Annotated in this window: 23 protein-coding genes and 1 pseudogene; 4 read left to right on the forward strand and 20 right to left on the reverse strand. The window is 61.4% G+C overall.

The window, feature by feature from the left end; translation table 11 throughout:
- Nucleotides 1–32: 32 nt before the first annotated feature.
- The gene (locus tag BN3789_RS08095) at nt 33–1544 is read right to left on the reverse strand and encodes an IMP dehydrogenase (RefSeq protein ID WP_066832687.1); all 1512 of its coding nucleotides are present in this window, start codon (nt 1542–1544) and stop codon (nt 33–35) included.
- A 219-nt stretch (nt 1545–1763) separates the two neighbouring features.
- On the opposite strand from BN3789_RS08095, the gene BN3789_RS08100 reads away from it, so the two are divergent.
- The gene (locus tag BN3789_RS08100) at nt 1764–2096 is read left to right on the forward strand and encodes a winged helix-turn-helix domain-containing protein (RefSeq protein ID WP_066832689.1); all 333 of its coding nucleotides are present in this window, start codon (nt 1764–1766) and stop codon (nt 2094–2096) included.
- 97 nt (nt 2097–2193) lie between these two features.
- Here BN3789_RS08100 and BN3789_RS08105 read toward each other — a convergent pair whose 3' ends face one another.
- The 6 genes from BN3789_RS08105 to BN3789_RS08135 form a co-directional block, all read right to left on the reverse strand.
- Nucleotides 2194–2769 (reverse strand): manganese efflux pump MntP, encoded by a 576-nt coding sequence (locus tag BN3789_RS08105; protein WP_066832692.1) that lies wholly within the window; start codon nt 2767–2769, stop codon nt 2194–2196.
- A gap of 72 nt (nt 2770–2841) precedes the next feature.
- The gene (locus BN3789_RS08110) at nt 2842–3933 is read right to left on the reverse strand and encodes a PLP-dependent transferase (protein ID WP_066832695.1); all 1092 of its coding nucleotides are present in this window, start codon (nt 3931–3933) and stop codon (nt 2842–2844) included.
- Between the two features lie 195 nt (nt 3934–4128).
- Nucleotides 4129–5892 carry a threonine--tRNA ligase gene (thrS, locus tag BN3789_RS08115; protein ID WP_066832698.1) on the reverse strand — a complete coding sequence of 588 codons (1764 nt, stop codon included), beginning with the start codon at nt 5890–5892 and terminating at the stop codon, nt 4129–4131.
- Between the two features lie 354 nt (nt 5893–6246).
- Nucleotides 6247–6678 (reverse strand): double zinc ribbon domain-containing protein, encoded by a 432-nt coding sequence (locus tag BN3789_RS08125; RefSeq protein ID WP_066832716.1) that lies wholly within the window; start codon nt 6676–6678, stop codon nt 6247–6249.
- A 393-nt stretch (nt 6679–7071) separates the two neighbouring features.
- Nucleotides 7072–8157, reverse strand: coding sequence for a M24 family metallopeptidase (locus BN3789_RS08130; RefSeq protein WP_079989200.1), 1086 nt, complete (start codon nt 8155–8157; stop codon nt 7072–7074).
- 45 nt (nt 8158–8202) lie between these two features.
- Nucleotides 8203–9327, reverse strand: a complete 1125-nt coding sequence (locus BN3789_RS08135; RefSeq protein ID WP_229254280.1) for a septal ring lytic transglycosylase RlpA family protein — start codon at nt 9325–9327, stop codon at nt 8203–8205.
- Between the two features lie 1085 nt (nt 9328–10412).
- On the opposite strand from BN3789_RS08135, the gene BN3789_RS08140 reads away from it, so the two are divergent.
- Nucleotides 10413–10943 (forward strand): hypothetical protein, encoded by a 531-nt coding sequence (locus tag BN3789_RS08140; RefSeq protein ID WP_066832722.1) that lies wholly within the window; start codon nt 10413–10415, stop codon nt 10941–10943.
- 138 nt (nt 10944–11081) lie between these two features.
- Nucleotides 11082–11426 (forward strand): helix-turn-helix domain-containing protein, encoded by a 345-nt coding sequence (locus BN3789_RS08145; RefSeq protein WP_066832725.1) that lies wholly within the window; start codon nt 11082–11084, stop codon nt 11424–11426.
- 25 nt (nt 11427–11451) lie between these two features.
- Here the strand turns inward: BN3789_RS08145 and BN3789_RS08150 are convergent, their stop codons facing one another.
- Nucleotides 11452–11994 carry an IS3 family transposase gene (locus BN3789_RS08150; protein ID WP_079989201.1) on the reverse strand — a complete coding sequence of 181 codons (543 nt, stop codon included), beginning with the start codon at nt 11992–11994 and terminating at the stop codon, nt 11452–11454.
- A gap of 97 nt (nt 11995–12091) precedes the next feature.
- Between BN3789_RS08150 and BN3789_RS13265 the strand changes: the two are divergent.
- Nucleotides 12092–12364 (forward strand): annotated as a pseudogene (locus tag BN3789_RS13265) (integrase core domain-containing protein); the annotation flags it as partial.
- 413 nt (nt 12365–12777) lie between these two features.
- Here BN3789_RS13265 and wzx read toward each other — a convergent pair.
- The 12 genes from wzx to BN3789_RS08205 all read right to left on the reverse strand — a co-directional run bounded on the left by wzx (nt 12778) and on the right by BN3789_RS08205 (nt 23163).
- Nucleotides 12778–14223 (reverse strand): O-unit flippase-like protein, encoded by a 1446-nt coding sequence (wzx, locus tag BN3789_RS08155; protein ID WP_066832727.1) that lies wholly within the window; start codon nt 14221–14223, stop codon nt 12778–12780.
- A 119-nt stretch (nt 14224–14342) separates the two neighbouring features.
- Nucleotides 14343–15578 carry an O-antigen ligase family protein gene (locus tag BN3789_RS12750; protein WP_147569626.1) on the reverse strand — a complete coding sequence of 412 codons (1236 nt, stop codon included), beginning with the start codon at nt 15576–15578 and terminating at the stop codon, nt 14343–14345.
- Nucleotides 15571–16281, reverse strand: a complete 711-nt coding sequence (locus BN3789_RS12410; RefSeq protein ID WP_079989202.1) for a glycosyltransferase family 32 protein — start codon at nt 16279–16281, stop codon at nt 15571–15573. Before BN3789_RS12410 ends, BN3789_RS12750 begins: the two co-directional genes overlap by 8 nt.
- A gap of 12 nt (nt 16282–16293) precedes the next feature.
- Nucleotides 16294–16995 carry a DUF1919 domain-containing protein gene (locus BN3789_RS08165; protein WP_161938991.1) on the reverse strand — a complete coding sequence of 234 codons (702 nt, stop codon included), beginning with the start codon at nt 16993–16995 and terminating at the stop codon, nt 16294–16296.
- Nucleotides 16901–17578: an acyltransferase gene (locus BN3789_RS08170; RefSeq protein WP_066832735.1), complete on the reverse strand. Its 678-nt coding sequence runs from the start codon at nt 17576–17578 to the stop codon at nt 16901–16903. The genes BN3789_RS08165 and BN3789_RS08170 overlap by 95 nt, the downstream gene beginning before the upstream one ends.
- Entirely contained in the window at nt 17575–18690 is a 1116-nt protein-coding gene (locus BN3789_RS08175; RefSeq protein WP_066832737.1) for a glycosyltransferase family 1 protein, read from the reverse strand. The genes BN3789_RS08170 and BN3789_RS08175 overlap by 4 nt, the downstream gene beginning before the upstream one ends.
- A complete protein-coding gene (locus BN3789_RS08180) occupies nt 18687–19685 on the reverse strand; it encodes a glycosyltransferase family 2 protein (protein ID WP_066832740.1) in 999 nt (332 codons plus the stop codon). Before BN3789_RS08180 ends, BN3789_RS08175 begins: the two co-directional genes overlap by 4 nt.
- Nucleotides 19667–20221, reverse strand: coding sequence for an acyltransferase (locus tag BN3789_RS13435; RefSeq protein ID WP_066832743.1), 555 nt, complete (start codon nt 20219–20221; stop codon nt 19667–19669). Before BN3789_RS13435 ends, BN3789_RS08180 begins: the two co-directional genes overlap by 19 nt.
- Entirely contained in the window at nt 20218–21330 is a 1113-nt protein-coding gene (locus tag BN3789_RS08190) for a polysaccharide pyruvyl transferase family protein (RefSeq protein WP_161938992.1), read from the reverse strand. The genes BN3789_RS13435 and BN3789_RS08190 overlap by 4 nt, the downstream gene beginning before the upstream one ends.
- Before the next feature lie 28 nt (nt 21331–21358).
- A complete protein-coding gene (locus BN3789_RS08195) occupies nt 21359–21847 on the reverse strand; it encodes a glycosyltransferase (RefSeq protein WP_066832753.1) in 489 nt (162 codons plus the stop codon).
- A 12-nt stretch (nt 21848–21859) separates the two neighbouring features.
- Nucleotides 21860–22327 (reverse strand): PssD/Cps14F family polysaccharide biosynthesis glycosyltransferase, encoded by a 468-nt coding sequence (gene pssD, locus BN3789_RS08200; RefSeq protein ID WP_066832756.1) that lies wholly within the window; start codon nt 22325–22327, stop codon nt 21860–21862.
- A complete protein-coding gene (locus tag BN3789_RS08205; RefSeq protein ID WP_202615102.1) occupies nt 22327–23163 on the reverse strand; it encodes a sugar transferase in 837 nt (278 codons plus the stop codon). The genes pssD and BN3789_RS08205 overlap by 1 nt, the downstream gene beginning before the upstream one ends.

Consider the following 23163-nt stretch of genomic DNA (forward strand, 5'->3'; position numbering starts at 1 on the left):
AAACGAACCCCGAAGGAAAGGCCCACCGAGGCTTAGTTGTAGCTCACCGTCTGCTGGGAGTCCTTCACGACGACGTCGTGCGCGCCGCCCTCGACGATGGAGGTGGAGGAGACGAGTGTGAGGCGCGCCTTGTCCTGGAGCTCCTTGATGGTGAGCGCACCGCAGTTGCACATGGTGGACTTGATCTTGTACAGCGTGGCGTTCACTCCGTCCTTGAGGGAGCCGGCGTAGGGCACGTAGGAGTCGACGCCCTCGACGAACGCAAGCTTCTGCGCGCCGCCCAGATCGTAGCGCTGCCAGTTGCGGGCACGCGCGGAGCCCTCGCCCCAGTACTCCTTCATGTACTGGCCGTTGACGTTGACGCGCTCGGTCGGGCTCTCATCGAAGCGGGCAAAGTAGCGGCCGAGCATCATGAAGTCGGCACCCATGGCGAGCGCGAGCGTCATGTGGTAGTCGTAGACGATGCCGCCGTCGGAGCACACCGGGACGTAGATGCCCGTCTCCTCGAAGTACTCGTCGCGCGCGCGGCACACGTCGATGAGCGCGGTGGCCTGGCCGCGGCCGATGCCCTTGGTCTCGCGGGTGATGCAGATGGAGCCGCCGCCGATACCGACCTTCACGAAGTCTGCGCCGCAGTCGGCCAGGAAACGGAAGCCGTCGGCGTCGACGACGTTGCCGGCACCCACGCGCACGGACTCACCGTAGTTGGCGCGGATCCACTCGATGGTGCGCTTCTGCCACTCGGAGAAGCCCTCGGAGGAGTCGATGCACAGCACGTCGGCACCGGCCTCGACCAGCAGCGGCACGCGGGTGGCGTAGTCGCGCGTGTTGATGCCCGCGCCGACCATGTAGCGCTTGTTGGCGTCGAGCATCTCGTTGGGGTTGGACTTGTGGCTGTCGTAGTCCTTGCGGAACACGATGCCGACCAGGTGGTCGTTGTCGTCGACGACGGGCAGGGCGTTCAGCTTGTTGTCCCAGATCACGTCGTTTGCCTTCTTGAGGGTGATGTCCTTGTCGCCCACGATGAGCTTCTCGCGCGGGGTCATGAACTCGGAGACCTTCTTGGAGTGGTCGTCGCGGCTGGGACGGTAGTCGCGGCTCGTGACGATGCCGAGCAGGCGGCCGCGGGAGCTGCCGTCATCGGTCACGGGCATGGTGGAGTGACCGGTGCGCTCCTTCAGCGCCATGACCTGCTCCATGGTCATGTCGGGCGTGAGGGTGGAGTCGGACTCGACGAAGCCGGCCTTGTGGTCCTTGACCGCCTTGACCATCGCGGCCTCCTGCTCGGGGGTCTGAGAACCGTAGATGAAGCTCAGACCGCCCTCGGTCGCCAGGGCGACGGCCATGTCGGGGCCGGAAACGGACTGCATGATGGCGGAGACCATCGGGATGTTCAGATTGATCGCAGACTCCTCGCCGCGCTTGAAGCGCACGAGCGGGGTCTTGAGCGAAACGTTTGCAGGGATGCACTCGGAAGACGAGTAACCCGGGACCAACAGATACTCGGAAAATGTATGGGACTCACCGGGGAAGAACATTGCCATAGATACTCCTTCTTTCGAGTAGGGTGCGATCGAGCCTCGCGCACAGCGGCGCGAAAGCCCATGCCGCACGGTTTCGCCGATGAACCGGATGGCGGCCGGTTCGCGGCTATTGTAGAGCAATCTACGCTGCTACAATGCAATTTGTAGCATCTTCACGCGGATTGTGCTCCGCGAAGAGCAAAATCGCAGCAGGGGCTTTACCCGAGGGGAGCGAGCGATATGGCGATCAAGGCACGGGCGCGTCTCACGTTCGTAAGCGACGACAATCTACCGGGCGCGTTCGGACAGGGCATCGCCCTTCTGATGGACGGCGTCGAGGAGGAGCACTCACTCAACCGCGCCGCCAAGCGCATGGGCATGGCGTATTCCAAGGCGTGGCGCATCATCAAGGAGGCTGAAGGCCAGCTCGGCTACGAACTGCTCGCCCGCGACGGCGCGCGCGGATCGACCCTGACGCCTGAGGGCAAGCGCGCGCTCGAGGTCTACTGGAGCATCAAGCAGGAAGTGACCGAGATCCTCGAGCGTCGCGTACACGAGCTCGAGCTCGGATAGCGCGACAGCTACACGACGCAAACGTCACCCCCGGCGAGGCACGCCTTGCCGGGGGTGACGTTTGCGTCGTGTAGCTGTCGCGCGGGACGGCTCTCCCCTATCCCAAGAACGCCTTGATGCCGATCAGGATGAGCACGACGCCGCCCGCAACCTGGGCACGCGCGCCAAAATGCTCACCCAGCTTGCGCCCGATGAACAGCACGGCGAGGCAGCACGCGAACGTCGTCAGCCCGATGGCACCGCCGTACAGCACGATATCCTTGCCTCTCGCGGCGAACGAGACGCCGACGATGAAGGCGTCGATGGAGGTCGCGATGGCCTCCATGCCGATGGTGGGCCACGTCAAGCGCGAAGAGCTGCAGCTCTCGGGCTCGCGCATCTCGTGCACGGCCTCCCAGACCATCTTGCCGCCGACGAAGCCCAGAATCACCAGCGAGACGATGCCCGCATAGGCTTCGATGAGCGGGGCGACGAGCGTGCCGCCGAAAAAGCCCGCGATGGGCATGCCCATCTGAAACAGCGCGAACGCGACGGGCATAGCGAATTTCTTCGAGCGCGGCATGTCCGGCTCGCACAGAGAGTTTGACAACGTGACGGCCATGGCGTCCATGGCAAGCGCGACGCCCAAAACGAGCGCCTCGACCAGATTGGCGGCAGAAAAGGAATCGACCATGACATCCTCCCCCGATGTTGTGGTCTTGTTGGTTCAGCTATGGAGTTGTGGAGCGGCTCGACCGCGCGCGCATCAGGCGTGGGGAGGATTGCAGTACAAGCGCATGGCCCGCTCGAGGCTGTCGACGATATCGATAGGATCGTCAAGGCCAGCGAACAGGCGGATATAGTGCGATTCGTCTCCGCACAGCGGGGACAGGCGCGTGGCGCTGCCGCCTGCGGGATGGTCGCGATGGGACGCCGCGCACCGCTTGATGAACGTGCCGGCGCACATCCGCTCGGCCAGCTCGAAATCGACCGCCGGGCCGAATCCGTGCATGAGCGTACGCGCCGCGACGTCGTGGTCGGGATGGGACTTGAGCCCCGGATAGCATGTCTGCGGCACCAAGGGATGGGCCGCGAGGTACTCGGCGATGACGCGCGCATGGTCCGTGTGACGCTGCATGCGCTCGCCGAGCGTCTGCAGGCCCTCGCTGATGATGGCGAGGTCGGCATCGTCCACATTGAACACGAGCTGGGAGAACTCCCCTCCCAGGCGCTGCGCGAGCAGGCAGTACGCGCGATGGGCGAGCTCGTCCGTGCGGCGCTTCCTCCCCTTGCCGGAAACGGAGCGCGCGACGGCGATGGCGACCGCCTTGGCATGCAGGGCGCCGCCGGCGACGCGGTCGAGCGCCTCGAGCACGATGTGGGCGCCGAGGGAAAGCGGCTGGCAACCCCATGCGGAGGCCACGGTGTTGTCGACGATGAGGATGGCGCCAGCCTCGCGCGCTGCCTCGGCGAGCACGCGGATGTCGGGGACGCGAAGGCCGCGGCAGCCGATGGAGTTCACGAGCCAGAACAACCGGTCATAGCGGGCGCCCGCGCCGTCGGCGTAGGACGCGTGCCCCTCCTTGGGGCCTCCGGCAGCGGGATGGGCGGACGAGCGGGTCGCGTCGAGGAACGCCTCGGGCGTCTGGTCCATCGCAAACGTCAGGACGCCGTTTCCGAAATGGTGAAGGTACGCATCCGTGAAATCGTTCGCACGGACCACGAGCCGGTCGGACGGGCCGATCAACCCGAGCTTCGCGATAGTCTCGGGGACATGGCGAGCGCGAACGAACCAAGCGGAGCGCGCCCCCTGCAGCGATGCATAGGCCTCGGCGAGCCCCTTGAATGCCTCGGACACGTTCGACCAACCCCCTCCTTACGACGTGTGTCAAGTATACCTGTGGCGATGCGGCCACCCGGTTCAAAACGGCAGATTAATCTTCCGCTACAAGCATTTTTCTTAGCACGAAGGAGGGGCGCCAAGTCCGCCGACCTGCCCGCGGAAAAGATAAAGCCGCCGCGAGGCTTCCCCGCGACGGCTGTCTTTGCGCACTTAGCTGCGGCGCTCGGCGATCTCGGCGCTCACCTGCGCGATGAAGTCCTCGACCGTGGAGGCGTGCGTCTCGTTCGTGCGGTCGCGCACGGAGATGTTGCCCGCCTCGGCCTCCTTCTCGCCCAGGATCAGCATGTAGGGCACGCGGTCGACACCGCGGGCCTCGCGGATCTTGTAGCCGATCTTCTCGTCGCGATCATCCACGACCACGCGGATGCCGGCGGCATCGAGCTTCTCAGCGACCGTGCGCGCGTACGCACGGCTCTTCTCGGACACCGGCAGGACCTTGACCTGGACGGGCGCGAGCCACGTCGGGAACTTGCCCGCATAGTGCTCGATCAGGATGCCGATGAAGCGCTCGATGGAACCGAAGGCCACGCGATGCAGCATGATCGGGCGCTTCTTGGCGCCGTCGGCGTCGGTGTACTCCAGGTCGAAGTTGATGGGCATCTGGAAGTCGAGCTGCACGGTGCCGCACTGCCAGGTGCGGCCGAGCGAATCCTCCAGATGGAAGTCGATCTTGGGGCCGTAGAACGCGCCATCGCCCTCGTTGATCACGTAGTCTTTGCCCAGACGCTCTAACGCCTCGCGCAGGCCGGCCTCGGCGCGCTCCCAATCCTCGTCGGAGCCCATGGAGTCCTCGGGGCGCGTGGAGAGCTCGAGGTGGTAGGTGAAGCCGAACTTCTGGTACACGGAGTCGATGAGGTTCACCACGCCCACGATCTCGTCGGTCAGCTGGTCGGGGCGCACGAACAGATGCGCATCGTCCTGGTTGAAGCAGCGCACGCGGAACAGGCCGTGCAGCGCGCCCTTGAGCTCATGGCGGTGAACCAGGCCGATCTCGCCGGCGCGGATGGGCAGCTCGCGATAGCTGTGCGGATGCGACTTGTACACGAGCACGCCGCCGGGGCAGTTCATCGGCTTGATGCAGTACTCCTCGTCATCGATGATGGTGGAGTACATGTTGTCCTTGTAGTGGTCCCAGTGGCCGGAGGTCTTCCACAGCTGCTTGTTCATGATGAGCGGCGTGGAGATCTCGACGTAGCCGGCCTTGTGGTGGATCTCGCGCCAGTAGTCGAGCAGCTGGTTTTTCAAGATCATGCCGTTGGGCAGGAAGAACGGGAAGCCGGGGGCCTCGTCGCGCATCATGAAGAGGTCCATCTCGCGGCCGATCTTGCGATGGTCGCGCTTCTTGGCCTCCTCGAGCATGCGCAGGTGCTCGTCGAGCTCCTCCTTGGTGGCGAACGCGGTGCCGTTCACGCGGGTGAGCATCTTGTTGTTCTTGTCGGCCTTCCAGTAGGCGCCGGACACGCCGGTGAGCTTGAACGCCTTGAGGGCCTTCGTGTAGGTGATGTGCGGGCCGACGCACATGTCGATGTACTCGCCCTGCTGGAAGAACGTGATGCGGGCGTCGGCGTCCAGGTCGCCGATGTGCTCGACCTTGTACTTCTCGCCGCGCTCCTCCATGAGCTTGATGGCCTCTTCGCGGGGCAGCTCGAAGGTCGTGAACTTGAGGTTCTCCTTCACGATCTTGCGCATCTCGTCCTCGATGGCGGGCAGATCGTCCTCGGACAGCGTCTTGTCGCCCAGGTCGACGTCGTAGTAGAACCCGTTGTCGGTCGCGGGGCCGTAGGCGAAATCGGCCTCGGGGTACAGGCGCTTGATGGCCTGCGCCATGATGTGGGCGGCGGAGTGGCGGACGACGTGCGTGACCTCGTCTGCAGGCAGCTCGGCTACAGACCCGTCGTTATACAGTGCTTTCATGGGAATCCCCTTTTCGGTTGGTTGGAGCCAAGAAAAAAGCCCGTGCGTCAGACGGTGACGACGAGCGTTATGCGGCGCCTGTCCGTGGCCTGCCGGCCATGCGATGAGACAGACGCCTAGATAGTCTGAGTTCGGGCTATGTGAGCGAAGATTCGCTGCATGGTTTCAAACCTCTCCGTATCTTGGGTGAGACAGTTGTACCACTTGAAGGCCCTCGGGTCTACCGGAGCGGACGCCAGAACCCGAAGCGTTACATAAAATAAGAAAAAGTCCCCCGCCCCCGGCGCTTCTGCGGGACGGCAGTCCGGCGCGCCGCGCATGAAAAAGCCCCCTGCGGGCAGAGGGCTTCACGCTCTACTGGATGTGGGTGCGGCAGTACGGGCAGACCTTCCAATGCGCATCGAGCGGACGATGGCAGCTGGGGCAGACGTTGCGCACCTGCGTGTTGCAGACGGGGCACACCACGAAGTCCTTCTCGATGGGCGCGCCGCACTGCGGGCAGGTCCCGTACTGGGCGAGCTGGCGCTCGCGCAGGGCCATGTCGAGCTCCTGCTCCTCGCGGTCGGCGAGGTAGGAGTTCGGACGCAGCACGAGATACGCGATGAGACCGACGAAGGGGATGATCGAGACGATGCCCCATGCCCAGAACGCCTTCACGCCGCGGCGCTTGGCATCGATGAACACGTAGACGATGGAGAGCACCCAAAGCGCGGCGATGAAGCCAACGAACAGGTAGATGGCGCCCATCAGCTGGGGCGACATGAGCTCCTGGATATACTCAGACATGACCGGACAACCTTTCTGTCCCGAACGCGGTTCACACAAACATGCCGACATTCTATACCGCGCTATGCGCATTATGCGACACGTCACGCTTTCGACATACCCACGGCCCCCGTGGGCGCCGGCCGCCTGCCCTCGACCGGTGCTCAACACCGCTGTTGGCAAAGCGACGGATTCTGCGGGAAGCGCGCAAGTGATATGCATATCTCATCGAGCAGAAGACGAACTGCCGAGGTATATGGGTATGCCGATTTGGCCGTTATGCAAAGCAGCCCTGCCATTTCCGCAGAATCCGTCGCGACGATTTCTGCGGAAAGGCACTGCGGGGTTCAATGGGGACGGGTTCGTTCCAACCTATCGACGACGGCAGCCGAGCGGGCCCGAACCGCTGCGCGCTCAGATCCGCGTCGGCTCCTTGGTGTAGGAGTTCAGGATCTCGGCCCCGTCCTCCGTCACGAGCACCAGGTCCTCGATGCGCACGCCGGTACGCCCCGGCAGATAGATGCCGGGCTCGATGGAAAACGTCATGCCCGGCTCGACGACATCCTCGTTGACGGCGGAGACGTCGCCCGGCTCGTGATCCTGGAGGCCGATCGAATGGCCCAGGCGATGGGTGAAGTACGGGCCGTACCCGGCGTCCTCGATCACGCGGCGCGCGGCACGGTCGAGATCGCAGAAGCGAACGCCCGGACGAACCAGGGCCTCCGCCGCCTCGTTCGCGCGGCGCACGATATCGTAGATGCGCACCGACTCCTCATCGGGCTCGCCGAAGAAGAACGTCCGCGTCATGTCGGAGCAATAGCCCTCGTGCTGGCCGCCGATGTCGAACAGCACGACCTCTCCCGCGCGCAGCACAGTGTCGTCCGGCTCATGATGGGGGTTCGCCGCATTCGCGCCGAAGCTCACAATTGGCGGGAACGAGAAGCCCTGCGCGCCGCTGGCCCGATACAGCGCGAGCATCTGCGCGGCGATCTCGTGCTCGGTAACCCCCTCGTGCACGAGCGAGGGCAGCTCGGCCATGACCGCGTCGTTGATGGCGCTCGACGCGCGCATGAGCTCGCGCTCGCGCTCGTCCTTGCGCGCACGGGTCTGCGCGACCGCGTACGAACCGAGGAAAAACGACGCGGCGGCGCGGCGCTCCTGCAGCGGGAGCAGAAACCCCGAGCGCATCTGGGCATCGACGCCCAAAGGGAGCTCGGGATCGATATGCTCCATGAGCACGCTCGCGATGTCGTCGGTGTCGTTGAACACCACCACGTCCGCGTTGTCGTACGAATCGATGGGATACAGCGCGTTGTCGAAGATCACCGGGCGCTTGCCCGGTGCGAGCAGCACGCCGGAGAAGCGCTCGAACATCTCGGCATAGAAGCCCGTGAGATAGAAGATCGACCAGGGATCGGTCACGAGCAGCTGCGAGGAGGGATGCCCCTGCTCGAGCCGCTCCAGCACGCGCCCGACGCGCGCCTCGTCCACATGCGCCATAGGCGCCACCTCCCAATGAAAAAGGGGGACGAATCCCCCATAGCGTTACAGGATGCGGTATTCCACGGTGCCGACGCCCACGGAGATGAAATCGAGGGCGCGGGCGACGGCGGGCTGCATGTCGATCACGCGCCCGTGCGCATACGGGCCCCGATCGTTCACGCAGGCGACCACGGTCTTTCCGCCATAGCGGATCTCGACCTTCGTGCCCAGCGGCACATCGAGCATGGCGATGCACATCGACGTCTCCGTCACCGGTTCGCCGCTTGCCGTGAGGCTGCCCATGAGGCCGTCGCCGGTGCCGTAATGGGAGGCGACGCCGGTCATCCAGCCGCTCTCGGAGTCCGAGGACGAGTCCTGCGGGGTTTCGGGGGCGGGCTCGGATTCCTGCGGCGTCTCGGATTCGGATGCATCCTGCGCGGGATTCTGCTCAGGCTGCTGGGAGATCGCGTCGTCGGCCGACTCGGTCGCAGCGGACGTCTGCTCGTTTTGCTGCTGCATCTGAGCCTGGATGGCAGCGGCCTCGTCCGCCGCCTTTCGCGCCGCCTCCGCCTCTGCGGCGTCTTCGCTCGCGGCGCGATCCTCGAGGGCAGCCTGCGCGGCGGAGACCTGGCCCAGCGCATCGGCGGCTTTCTGCCCTTCCGACAGCGCGTCGTCTTTCGCCTGGGTCAGCTCGGCCATCTTGGCGTTGAGCTCAGCCGAGGCCTCCTCGAGGTCCGCGAGCACGCTCGCGTTGTCATCCTGGATGGCGTTGAGGTACTTCATCTGCGTGATGAAGTCGGAGAACGAGGAAGCCGAGAAGAGCAGCGAGATGATGTTGCCCGACGTCTCGTGCATCTTGTAGAGACGCGAGGCCGCCTCGGCGGCGCGCTCGCGGTAGACGGGCATGACGTCCTGTTCGAGATGCAGGATCTCGTCGGCCTGCTGGGCGATCTGGTCGTTCAGCTCTGTCGCCCGCGCGATGGCGTCGCTATGTGTCGCCTGCGCCTGCGCGACCTGCTCGGTCAGGCGGTCGAGCTCAGCGGTCGTCTCCGCCGTAGCCGCATGGGCGGCCGACACGAAGGGGCCAAACGCACCGGTAAGCCCGAGCACCGCCGCAAGCCCGGCCGTGCACGCGATGCGCGACCAGGGACGAGACGGGCGCGAAGATACTGAGGACATGGGACTCATACGAAAAAGCTGCTCCTTACTCTTGGTTCAAGCATCAGTATAGGGCAAGCCTTAACCTTGAAGTTGAAGTTGAAGAATTTTCACATGAGTGGCATGGGGTGTTACGTGGGGGTGGGGTTGGGGGTCTTAGGGCGTGGGACCACGGAGGACAGAGGTGGGATGGCACTCCCCTCTTCATGGGGTGTGCCTTGTTGGGGTTTGGGGTTGAGGGTGGGCGGGGGATCGAGCAGGACTAGGGCAACGAGGAAAGCATGCGCGAGATCACGTATGGGCCCGACCCCTCATCGTTCCGTCAGCCACCAATGGTACGCGACAGCGCGGAACATGCGGTAGCGTCTGAACTCCCCCACGTGCAAGGGAACCTGACCCTTATCAGCACCTACGCGCTGACCGGTGCCTCGATCGCGCCGGCTGAGTTCACCGCGTCGATGAGCGCCGTCCAGCAGCCCGCGTCGGTACTCCGGTGCGCGTCTCAGCACTCTCGCCGCGCTCGCTCGAACTGCACGTACCGAACCTTTTTCGACTCGCTGCGCTCGGCGTCGGGGGTGTCGGCCCACACCAACCTGTTGTTGGGAAGCAGTCTACTCGGTATCTGCGCCAGGCACCTCATCGCGCGCCCCCGAATAGGAACCCCGTACCGGCAAGCTCCTTGTATGCGGCCCCGTCGCCATCTCCGCGTCGGCCGTCAAGCGGTTGCCGTAGTGGGTAACCGAGAACTACCCGATCTGGAACCTGCCGCGGGCGGGGTGGGCGGCAGGAACCTTCTTCTCTGCGACGACGATGCGCGCGGCGGTTGCCCCTGCTGTGTACAGCTGCCTGCATGGCGGCATGGGACGGTCGCCGCTCTCTTTGACGGTTCCGATTCGGAATCGACTGTGGTCATCTCTGCGCGCAGCGGGTGTTCGCCGGTGTGTCCTGCTTGCGACGCGGTCGGTCATGTGACGGGCCAGGATGATGCTCAGAAGTGATCTGCTGCTGGGACGGAAAGCATGCGATGGCGGACGTCATGGACAACAAGTACTGAGTGTCGGAGAACTTGAGGGAGCACCTTCGGGCGCTGGGGGTTCGCGCTGCCTCTGGAGGCGATGGAGCCGTACATCAGGAGCTGGCACGAGTGGATGCAGGCCTCGGGATCGTTCTGCGACTACCAGGACACGGACGGCATGGGGCGGCTGTACGAGGTGCGCTGCAGGTCGATACACCGGGCAATGAGGGTCTGTCGTGAGTGGGGGTCGCTGCTGCTGAACGACAAGACGCAGGTGGTGTGCGACGCGCAAGAATGTACGGATTGGCTGGCGACGTACCTGGCGGAGACGGGGCTCATGCCGGCGGCACAGGCGACGGTGGTGTGCGCGTTCGGCATGGGCACAGAGGCGTGGGCGCCTGGGCGGACGCGGGCGTTCTGCCGGGGCAAGGCCGTGGATCAATTACAGATGCACCTGCGGGGCGAGTCGGAATACCGCATCGAGACGGTGCGCTTCGATGAGCAAGGGAACGAGGTTGAGCCTGTTGGCGTGTGCCCGGAGTACGAGACGGGCAGCGAGTGGCCGACGTTCGCCATCGTGAAGCCTGCGATCGACAACACGCGGGTGGACATGAGCCCCTACGGGCAGTGAGTACTGCACTTAATTAGTACCAGCGTTCTACAAAAGCGGTACCGGCGTTCCGCGCAGACGGTACCGGCCCAGGATCCAATAGCCTTTCAACAGGAGGGCCGCCAACCGGGCGGCCCGGCCCGTTGGAAGGAGGCCGGCATGGCCACTAAGAAAGAAATAATGCTCCAGCTGCTGAAGGGGGTGGGCTGGAACGACACCGCCCGGTCCCTCCGGTGCAGCAAGGCGACTGTCGCGAAGTGCACCGCGAAGATTGAGGGGGAGGGGATCGACCCCGCCAGGCTCGAGGCGATGACCGACGCGGAGGTCTCGGGCCTCTTTGCCGATGGCCGTGGGAAGCGCGGCGAAGAGTACCTCGAGCCCGACTACGCGCGCGTCTGCGACCAGCTCGCAAGGGTGCCGAAGATGACGCTCGCGCTGCAGTGGGCGCGCTACACCGATTGCAGCCCGGGCAGCAAGAGGCTCTACGGCTACTCGGGCTTCTGAATCTACCCCGATTTCGTTTACACCCCTACGCCGCCTTCAGGCGGCGATCGTCCTCGGGCCGGTTGGCCCGCTCGAACTCCTCGGGGCTGAGGTATCCCAGCGCCGAGTGGGTCCTTACCCTGTTGTAGAAGCACTCGATGTACTCGAAGATCTCGAGCGCCGCCCGCTCTCGGCTCTCGAAGGTGCGCGCGTACACGCACTCGGCCTTGATGACGCCCATGAGCGACTCCATCGCCGCGTTGTCCCAGGGCGACGATATCGAGCCCGTCGACGGCTCGGTCCCGGCCTCGCGCATGGTCTTCCCGAGCAGCAGCGAGGCGTACTGCGACCCGTGATCGCTGTGGCGCGCGCAGCCCTTGCCGGGCCTCCTGCGCGCTATGGCCATCTTGAGCGCGTCGTCGGCGAGCTCGGCCGCCATGCTCGCCGACATCGACCAGCCGACGATCATCCTCGACCACACGTCCATCACGACGGCCAGGTAGAGCCATCCCTGGTGAGTCCTCACGTAGGTGATGTCCGCGAACCACAGCCTGTCCGGCCCGTCCGCGCTGAAGTCGCGCTTCACCAGGTCGGGGGCGGCGCACGGCTGCGGATAAGAGACAGTCGCGCACTAGCTGGGCGCATACCGCTCGGCCCATCCGGCGCGACAGAGGATCGCTGGCGCGGGCCGCACGGGCAGCCGCCACGACAACGCCGTCGCCGAGTCGTTCTTCGCCACGCTCAAGAACGAGATGTACTCGCTCAGGAGCTAGGCGACCCGCGACGAGGCGAGGCGCGCCGTCCTCGAGTACATCGAGGGCTGCTACAACGGGCAGCGCCCCCACTCGACGATCGGCTACCAGATCCCGGCCGAGCGCATGGACGCCTTCATGGGGCGCATCGAGGCCGCCCTAGCGGGCGACGGGGAGACCGGAGGGGAGGTGCCGCTGGCCGCCTAGAACCGACCGCTCCCTGTCCGATATGTTGAGACAGATCAGTTTCTGGCGTCTGGCAAATTCGGGCGCTTCAACAACGGGCACAGACTCATCGAGACGGCGGAGTGATGGGTTGCAGCCGGAACTGTACGTAGCGAACCTTAGCACAAGCGGAACGGTTGCTCGCGATTATCCTGGTTTCCGAAGAGCCTCGGGCGGTTTTTTTCGAGTCCCGCTAAAAAGTAATAATGTGTCAGAAAGCTCTACCGTAATCCTCAAGCGGGCACGCTGAGCAGTGCTCCGCCGACTTCCCGAGCGCCCTCTCGAAGATCACCTGTACGCGCCGCTCAGCCCAACCGCCTCCGTCGCAACGGTCCTCAGACTCAACCTGAACGCCCATCAAGACAGATGCGTCTCATGTCACAGCGACAGCTGAATCACACCGCATCGTTCCAAACGCACTCGATTGTTCGAAGCACCTTTGTAGCCCACCATTGGAAGCCAGCAATGAGCATTCCCAGATATGTCGTTTTGACAAAGTCGAGCACATACTTCGGCCAACGCCAGTTGTTGTACAGCAGCTGCGGGATCGCCTGCCCCAGCACGAGACCCCATGCGCCAAGCCCGAATGACCCACACAGCACGCAGCTCAGGGCGATACCCGCTGCCGTTGAAATGAGGTACGCTTTGAAATAGGGGATTTTGTTCATGCTGACAATGATGTTGCAGAACAGTGAGTGCTGGTTGAGCAGAAAGTAGTAGACTGCAATCCCGAAGAACAACATCCTGTCACAGACAAAACCCCTCTTGAAGAACGTAAGAATCGGTAGGGCAGCGAAGGCGGCGAGAAGCACCCCGATTAAGTACATCACCACGTAGCAAGACATTCCTCGGTCGAGCAGCTTTCGCTGCGAGCTGCGATCTCCACTCACGTATGCAGCTTGGAAGGTGGGGAAACAGGAACGCATGTACGTACTCGAGAGATTGTAGATCGCCGAAGCAAACTGAATCATCACGGAATAGGTAGCCGTCTGTTCAAGGCCCAAGAACATCGAGCTCAGAAGCGAGGTGGCCTGGGTCGCCCCGTACCAAGCGAGGGAGACGACGCCATCGCGCCACGCGACGAACGACACGGTACCGAGCACGGAGCGCATCTCCGCTCCCGTAACCGCTCCTACGTCAGAGCGCAACCCCTCCTGGACGTCACGATGCTTATGAAACTCGGAGTTAGCAATTGCTCTTAGAAGAATGCTGTAGAAAAGAACCCCGAGGGCTGCAGCCAAAAGCCCAAACCCCATAAAAAGCAACAATGCCGTAAGGAGTAGCTGGATCAGGCGCGCAAGCGTTTTCGCCTTGTTCTCCCCAGCGACGTCACCCACGCCCCTGAGGAATGTCAGACAGTAGAGGAAGTAGAGGTTCGTGAAGATCGCAACGACGAATATGCACCACGAGGGCAGCGAGCCGTTGATTGAAAAGCCTCTAGTAACGCCCGACACGTAAGCCGTCCCAACCGTAACGGACAGCGCCAGTGCGACGACGCCCATGACCGCGTAGATGGTCTTAGACGTTCGCAGCACCGCCCTCATGAGGTGCCAGTCAACTCCATCCTCCACAGAAGAGCAATCGCAGCCTTCCTTCGTCAATCGTCGGGCTCCGCTTAGGACGTAAAGGATGTTCCTCGAAAGCGTCGCCGTAAACCCAAACTCTAAAAGACTGGAGAAGCCGGAGACGGCGATGAAAACGTACCAGAGACCTATCTGCTCGGTCGATAGAAAGATGAGCAGCAGCGGCATAAGGAGGAAATTGCTGACCATCGACATAATCGTACCGATGTAATTCCAGATTACATCTCTTTTACCCACACTGATTTTATTTGAATTCATGTGCTCATCATCCTTTAGAAGAATAATCTGCCGTATACGCAATGCGTCCATTATATATAATATTCTGTAACTACTAAATAGTATAGTTTGTTATTTGTTTTAGTGATTAGAATTCCCATTCAGCCAGCCGTTGTCTTTTGCTGATTGATGGCGTAGTAATCAGACAATGGCAAGAGAAGATATAGGTAGCAATAATATGTAGCACTATCAAATATCATCAGTATTAGATAAACAGTCAGTGCGCATGTAATCCAGTAGCGTGCATGAAGATCAGTAATTATTCTTATTTGTACAGCATATGTAATTATCATTGTAATAAACAGAATGAGTAGCACTATTCCCCCATCTAATAGTGTCTGCATCAACTGGTTATGCGCATAATTCATTATTCCACCCCAAAAGAGGGTCATTTGAACCCCTTGAACCCCATACCCCAAAACCGGCTCTTCTTGAATCAGCCCTATAGCTTCTCGCCAAACATAGTCTCTGCCGTTAAATCCCCAATCAAAGCCAAATAACGTGCTATTTCTAACCGACAGATCTACAACAAGAAGAGATGCAATAATGAGAACAGCGGCAAGCATTGGAGCGCTATTGCCAATCATCAACTTCACTTTCTTGTTTTTATTCAAGATGAGTGCTATAAAAAACAATATAAGAACAACTTTAGATGAATCTGTATCGACGCTCCAGAGCGCCAGCACGACAAGAGCGACAAGCAATATTATTCTTTTACAACTCTTTTTAGGAAGATGGCTAGAATATAAACTAACAGCGAGAAATGCAATTATCGCCTCTTGGGCAACCACTTGAATATGTCCAAAGAAACATGCTGTCTGCTGGCCACGATACACATCAAGATACGTAAAAATATTCTGAAATAAAAATAGAATAATCATTATATTTATTATTGCATTGAGGATGCTTTTATGGTCTTTCGCAAAAGCAAAAGTCAACCATAAGCATAGCAGAGGCCATGCAAATAGAGCCTGGAGTCCCTCAGCAAAACCTTGCTGATCATATAAAGTAATAAGAATAGAGGACATAAAGAAAAGAACCACGAAGATACTTCGTACTGTAATCTGAATAGTAATATTCATTAAATGTTTTGCCAAAAAACAAAGCATAATCAGCATTGCAAGATAAAGCCAAGCTGTAAAGAACTGCTTCGACAGAGGAACAAGCTGATCCAGCCCTTTTGGATACAAGAAGGGAATTAATATCAGATATATTGAAATATGAAACACTGTGACCTGGGATATTTTAGTTGTATGCGTTGCTCTCCGATTTGATATAAGTCGAAAGTCATCTTGAGAAACGCTCCTGCTGGTCAGATGATTTAGTATTTTATCCATGGAGCATCTCCTTAATTCTTGCAATGCGTTCGAGACCTAACAGCCCTATTATTTTTCTACGCATTTTCTGTCTCGACGTACCCCAAGAATTACTGTAGCGATGGATTGAAAACGTCTCATCACACAGGAGGTTTTCCGAGCTTCTGCTAGGTGCAATGGGATCAAAATATCTTGGTGGGTAAACCCTTATCCCGTTGATATCCACAACAGAGTCTATATGCTGATAGCCATGTTGGACGAGCACTTCGTTGTTGAGATATGGACAAGCGATTTCCTTAGTGCGGTTTTGGTCAAACGCAATAGTGTCGTAAAGGTCTAGCATGTCACCTACGACCCTGTTTCCCTTCTTCGCTCCAAAACCCAACCCCGTATTGCATAAAAGAACAACCTGCTCAATTCCGAAGTAGCAGTTGCAGTTCAATAAATCATCAAGATTCCGCAACACTTCGACATCCGTATCGAAGTAATTTCCCCCATTGTCATAGATGATCTTAAGTCGTGCGTAGTCAGATACAAACGCCCATGCTTTGGCTTCGTAAGCAGCCTTGCAGAATGGATGGCAACCCACATCAAAGTTGCTCTCATCCCATCTCACTATCTTGTAATCTGGACAATGTCTTTTCCAACTGTCTATGCATTTTCGCGCATCTCTTGGCAGCGGCTTGCCGCCGAACCAGCAGTAGTGAATAACTTTTGGAATCATGAATCAGAGGCCTCAATCTTGGTTGGCATTCGGACTATTTCCTTCAGTTGAAAGGCTGTTTATGTATGCCGTCACATTGAAGGCTCGGTTATGGCCGAACGGTTCGTAGGATGCACGGATATACTCGTGGTCCTTTGGGCAGCGCATCTTGACACAGGAGGACACTTTGGAATGATCCCGTGCGCTGAAAACCACCTTGTGCTCCAATGGCAATGCATCAAAGGCCAAGAGATCTTCCTCTGTAGCACCGTTCTGATCGTTGAGCTTATACAAGAGGCGATCGTAGTTGACGCGGCCGACGCGAGACTCCCACTTCCGCCGAGCAGCCTTCTCATCGTGGTAGTGCAGCATATGCAGCTCCACGTCGCCCACGCGCCCGATGAGATAGGTACCCCAGTTGTCATTAGTGCGGAGCACCGAAGCCCACTTTGACTCCTCCGGAGTAATAAACTCAAGGGGTTTAGCCAGATACCCAGGAAGATCGGCGCAGAGACGCACGAAGTCTGCCGGCATGATGAACATGCCTATAGTCGGACTCATCTTCCTGAGACCGTAGCTCTCGTAGACCATGCCGCCCCAGCAGTTGTTGGATATGATCGTGAAGTCGGTCACCAGGAGCTCACCCCTCAGCCTGTCCCGGAGCAGCGGGACGGCCACCTTGGAGCGCCACTTGAGCCTCACGGTCTCCCAGGTGAGGCGCGACAGCTTTTCCATCAGGCCCATCGCTCACGCCCCCGCCCGGCGCAGCAAGGCGCCTGACGAGCTTCGCGGGAGCGCCGGCGTAGACGCCAGGCTCCTCCAGGGAGCGCGTGACGACCGCCCCCCCCCCGACGCAAATCCGGTCGGCGATTCTCACGCCGCGCGTGACGAGGGAGTTTGCACCGATCCAGCAGCGCTCGCCAACCTCGACGGGGGACGCGACGAGGTCGCCCGAAACCCCGCCTTCCCCGAAAGCATGGTCGTGGTCGTACACGCACGCGTTGGGGCCGAGCATGGCGCGGTCGCCCACGCGCACCGACTCCGCGGCCACAACGCGGGCGTTTGCGTTCATGAAGACGCCATCGCCGAGGATGACGCGAGCGCCGGGGTTCACCTGGACGAGGCAGTTCTCGCTGAGGTAGAGGCCTGCGCCGACATCGAGCCGGCCGCCCCCGGCGACGCGGATCCTGGCCCCGCGCCCTATGTAGACGGGCTTGCCGCCGCGCGGCCAGGAGACCCTGAGGCCCAGCCCGGCCTTCAGGGCAGCGAGACGGACGGCGCTCGCCGACCACTTGATAATCTTGGAGAGATTCATCATGACACCCCCTTGACGTAGAATTCGCGGAGCATCGCCGCGTTCTTCTTGATGTCGTAGCCCGCTTCAGACACATCGCGGGTTGCTCGTCTGCTGTCGAGTCTGCGATTTGACTGGGAAAAGGCCTCCTCGACGTACGCCGCCCATGCGGAAGCCGGCTCTGAAAGCGAGACGAAACGTACGAGCGGAGTGACGGCGCATTCGCGCGTCACGGAGTCCGAAACGATACACGGCAATCCGTTTATCTGCCACTCGAGGACGACGTTTGGAAACCCTTCGTACAGCGAGGGAAGAATCATGCAGTCCAAGGCGTTCAACAAGAATGGGACGTCGGACCTTCTGCCCAGGAACAGCACAGACGAGCCGATACCCAACTTGCTAGCCAGTTCCCGAGTCTCAGGAAGCAAGCCGCCGTCGCCGATCAGGACAAGCTTGTATTTCGTCGAACGATTGCGGAGTTCTCGGAAGACCTCCAGCAGCTTCGCGTGGTTCTTCTGCTCGTTGAATCTTCCGACGTGTCCGATTGCTACTGCGTTCTGAGGTATGGCAAGCCTCTCCCTCGCCATTTTTCTAGCATTCGCGTCAAAAGTGAAATCGCAGACGTTCTTTCCGTTCGGTATGATAGCGAAGTTGTTGTCTCCAAACAGCCATTTGCCCGCATCCCTTCCGCAGGCGAGCCGGACGTTAGCAAGTTTTCTCATCAGTGGCCTTGCAACCTTATCAAGCACAATATGCTGACACGTCGTGTTGTGGGAGTGAGCAATCCTTATCGGAACTCCGCTGACTGCAGCCACCGCAAGCTCCAATGCAACAAGACCACTGCTGCCGCAGATATGGAAAACGTCATATTGCCGAGCCTCCGTCAGCCTGCGCAAAGCTCGAGCGTATCCGAATGGGTCATTTTGACGCGATGGCAGGATATGAACGTTCGTGACGTGCTTACGGACGGCTTCGATGACAGCCTGGTCGGTTCCCGACCAGGCCACAACGTCAATCTCGATTCCGTCAAGATTCATCGCTCCGATAATCGCCTTGATCCAAGAGGTGATCCCGTCGTTCTTGATACCCCCTGTGCTCGCCACAAGAATTCTTCTGTTACCCCGGTTGCTAATCATGCTTGCCCCTGCGTCTCCACTTCGACCTTATGTAACTTGCGGCGCTGCAGCATGGCCCAGGGAATGGCCCTCGGGCATACGCCCATGACGATCGCGCGAAGGCGATCCTTCGTCGAAATCGGAACTTTGAGGGCAATCTTCCACTGGCTGCGCGTGACGTCGAGAACCTTCCGGTAGAAGTCCCGGCACTCGCCCTCGGAGCGAGACAGCACGACGAGGTCGTACGCGTCAGAGTTCGTCCTCCACCAGGCGTATTGCCAGGAGGATTCGAACTCATCCGAATCAATCCTCGAATGTTGCCTTATCAGCTCGATAGCATGGATACCGTTCTCCCATTTGCGCACGTCGAACCTTGTGGTGACGCTGTTCGCGTTGTCCTTGCGATAATGGTAGAGTCTCCGGTTGCCAACCGCGACCCTGTCCACCGCCTGAAAGGCCAAACAGTTGAAGTTGAACCCCTCGCCGACAGCAAGTTCCTCGAAGAAGCGAATCCCGTTTTTTTCGAGGCTGCAACGCTCGAATATTCGAGCGTTGCAGCCTATGGGCAGGCGGTAACGCAGTGTGGCGAGCAACGCCTGCTCGCCCGTCCAGACCTCTCGGGTCTCCTTCCGAGGCCGGCCGCCCCCGAAGTCTGTCTCGAAGCTTCTCATGGTGGCGATGGGAGCGCCTGCCCACTGGGCGAGCCCCAGCAGGTACTCTACGTATTCCGGGTGAACCCAGTCGTCGCCGTCCGCGAAACAGACCCATTCGCCGCCGGCGGCATCGATTCCCGCGTTTCGGGCTGCGCTCACACCGGCGTTATCTCTGTGTAGAACACGCACGCGGAAATCGCCTGCGGCGATGGCATCGCAGATCTCCGAAGAGCCGTCCGTGGAGCCGTCATCAACAAGTAACAACTCAAGATCCCGATGCGTCTGGCCGAGAATGGACTCAGCGCACTTCGGGAGAAACGCCGCCACGTTGTAGACGGGAACTATCACGCTAACTTTAGGCATATCTGAAACTCCTGCACTTCACGTGGACCAGACCCCCTCGTCCAGGCGCCGGATGACGCGGCAAGGGACACCCCCCCCAAGCAGTTCTCCGGGAAGTCCTTCGTCACAACGGCGCCGGCGGCGATCACGCTGCCCGCGCCGATTCGCACGCCGGGGAGTATTGTCGCCCGCGTGCCGATCCAGCAGCCGTCGCCGATCTCGATCCCGTCGTTGTAGACCTCGCCCGCACGGCGCCGTGCATCGCCCGTCTCGTGGGTGATGCAGCAGAACATTACCTCGGGAGCGACCTTCGCCTCGTTACCGATCACAACCGTGCAGGGGTAGCGCACGCTGGAGTAGAAGCGACAACCGTTGCCGATGAAAGCCTCGCGACCGACATGGAGATCGGACACCTGGAAGAGCACCCCGCTGCGAACGAGAGCCGTACAGTCCACGTCGAGACCGGATAACCTGAGCAGGCGCACGCGGAAAGGAGCCGCGACGTGCGTGGCCTGAAGCGCCCTGAGCGCTCTGACGAAAAGCAATTTGAGTTTCAACGCAAACCATCTCCCGTACAGAGCGAGATTTGCTCGGTAAGGTAAGCGCGGGCGGCGGCGCGTCCCTCGCCGATCCGGGCGCGCACAGGAGTCCAGTCGGGGGCGGCGTCGAGCAGTCGGGGAAAGTCGGTTGGCGAGGATGCGGCGCGGGACTCGAGGCCCAAGCGCGCGAGCAGGTCGGCGAGCTTCTCGGCGTTGCCGTAGCCCCGCCTGCGCACGATGGTGGCGAACGGCCGCTCGGCGATGACGGACAGGATGGTGCCGTGGAAGGTGTCGGTGAGCACGCACTCGGCGCCCCGGAAGGCTGCCAGCACCTCGAGGGGGCCGAGGTCGAGGAACCCGTCGCAGCACCCCTGGACGCCGCCGACGTTGACGACCCTGAGGCCGCTCTCGTCGGCGTAGGAGCGCAGCGCGGCGCACTCCTCACTTGTGAGCCTGCCAGAGTAGGCGTAGGCGATCATGTAGCGCCCCTCGACGGGGCTCGCCGGGACGTCCTCCTCGCCGAAGAAGTCCCAGGCGAGCACGGGGTCGAGATTGCGTGCCGGGTCCGTCCCGGCGAGCTCCCGCACCACAGAGGCGGTGTTCTCGTCGCGCACCGACACGGCGTCGAGGCTCCGGAGCCAGCCGGCCACCTCGCCGGCAACGCCGTGCTCGCGCAGCTTCGCGACGGTCGTGTTCCCGCAGGATGCGGCGTAGGTGATAGTGCGATCCGCTTCGGAGCCCGCGCCGAACAGGTCGGGGCTGAATCCCACGTTGGCGTTGGCCTGCACGCAGTTGAACACCTCGTCCGACCCGATGACGAGCATGTCGAGGTCGTCTGTGCGGCAATCCGGCTCGGCGGGCAGCCCCAGCAGCGGCCAGGTGCGCTCGTCGTATCGCCGCTTGTAGTTGGCGTAGGCGAGCTTGGCCGCGAGCGGCCCCGGCCCCTCCAGGACCTCGGCGAGCTTGGCCGCGGGGCGCGGCAGGCGGCTCGGGCGTTCCGGCTCCACCAGGCAGGGACCCGGATGGTAGTCGACGAAGCGAACCTCGCACCCCAGCGACTCCAGCATCCTCCTCAGACCGTAGGCCTGCAGGAACGACCCATAGTTGCGTATCCTCTGCATTGACATGATGCCGACGCGCGGCTCATCCATAAAGCTACAGCCTCTCTATCCGCTCGCGAAGCTCACGGCAGAACTCCGCGTTGTGGCTCCTGAACCCGGCGCCCGACCTCGACAGCCGGCGCGCCCCCTCGATGGCGGCGGCCAGGTCGGCGACGTCGTAGACTGGCACGATCCCGCCCTGCCGCTCCGCCACTAGGCGCACGAACGCCTCCTGGTGGTCGTTCACGTGCTCGCCGAACCGCTCATAGCGGGGCACGACGACCGGCACCTTTCCAGCCGCCATCGCCTCGATGAAGGAGGACGGCCCGCCGTGGGTGACCACGACGTCGGCCTCCTCCATGCGCGAGCGCATCTCGGGGGCGGGCACGAACCTCGCCCATCCGCAGTGCTCGGGCTCGTACGTGCAGTAGCCCGTCTGGACGAAGGCCTCCTCCTCGAGCGTCCCGTCCGCGACGAGCCCGTCTATCGCCTTGACCAGCCTGTCGAAGGGCTGCTCGTGGGTTCCGACAGTAACGAACACCATCCGCACCGCCCCCTAGAAGACCGGCCCGAGGTTCACGGAGCCGGGGTAGACCGCCTCCATCTCGGGCCACTGGACGACGAACAGGTCGGTCATGCGTCGCACGAGCCTGCCGGTGAGCGTGGGCGCGTCGACGCGGTCGAAGACCTCCACGTAGACGGTCCTGGCGCCCAGGAGCTTGCCGACCAGGAAGAACGGCACCGCCACCGCAGCTCCGGACGACACGATGAGGTCGGGCCTCTCCTTCCGGAGAACCCTGATCGCGAGCAGCGTGTTCCTCACCGTGTTCCAGAGGTTGCGGTTCGTCGGGAAGAAGCAGTGGTAGACGCGCTCGCCCGCGAGTGCGGTGTTGGCGTCCTCCTTGTCGAAGGTCACCCAGAACCGGTCTGCCGCCTGGCAGATCACCGGCATGAGCATGCGCATGTGCGTGAGGTGCCCGCCCGAGGAGGTGGGGATGCACACCTTCGCTTTCGAAAGGTCCATCAGTACGCCCCCTTCCCGTCGAGCATGGAGCGCACGGTGTCGAAGACCAAGCCGAGGTCGTGGGAGAGCGAGCTCTTCTCGATGTACTCCAGGTCGGCGTCAACCATGCCGTCGAACGTCGAGTCGCTGCGCTCGCCTGCCTGCCACGCTCCCCCGCAGCCCGGTTTGACGCGCAGGCGCTGCATGGCGCGCTCGCCGTACTGGACGATCTCCCTGGGGAGCGCGGGGCGCGGGCCGATGAGGCTCATCTGCCCGACGAACACGTTGAGCAGCTGGGGCAGCTCGTCGATGGAGTGCCTGCGGATGAACGTGCCGATGCCGGGGATGACCCGCGGGTCGTCTTTGATCTTGAAGAGCGGGCCGTCGGCCTCGTTGGAGTCCTGGAGTTCTTTCAGCATCTCGTCGGCGTGGGGCACCATGCTCCGGAACTTCCACATACGGAAGAGGCGGTAGGTGCCGTCTCTGCGCACGCGCCCCACGCGCAGCTGGCTGTAGAGCGGGCCCGCGCCCGGGGACTTGGCACAGATGGCGGCAGAGAGGACGAGGCCGGGCATCAGCAGCACGGCGATGGCGAGGCCTGACGCCACAATGTCGAAGGCGCGTTTGGCCGTGCGGTAGCCGTGGCGGCTCAGCAGCGGGCGGACGCCCGAGTCCGCGCCGAGCAGCATGTGCGCCGCCTCGGCGTCGGTTACGCTCGCCTGGATCCAGCCGGCCTTTTCTTCGGTTATCGCTTTGGGCTCGGAGATCTCCGGCACCGCCTCCTCAGGGGTCACCGCGACAGCCCCCGCATGCCCATGCGTGGCATCGAGTGCCCGCCCCTCGATTGCTGGGGGCAC

The organism is Collinsella ihumii (genome assembly GCF_900046475.1).
GTDB classification, from domain to species: domain Bacteria; phylum Actinomycetota; class Coriobacteriia; order Coriobacteriales; family Coriobacteriaceae; genus Collinsella; species Collinsella ihumii.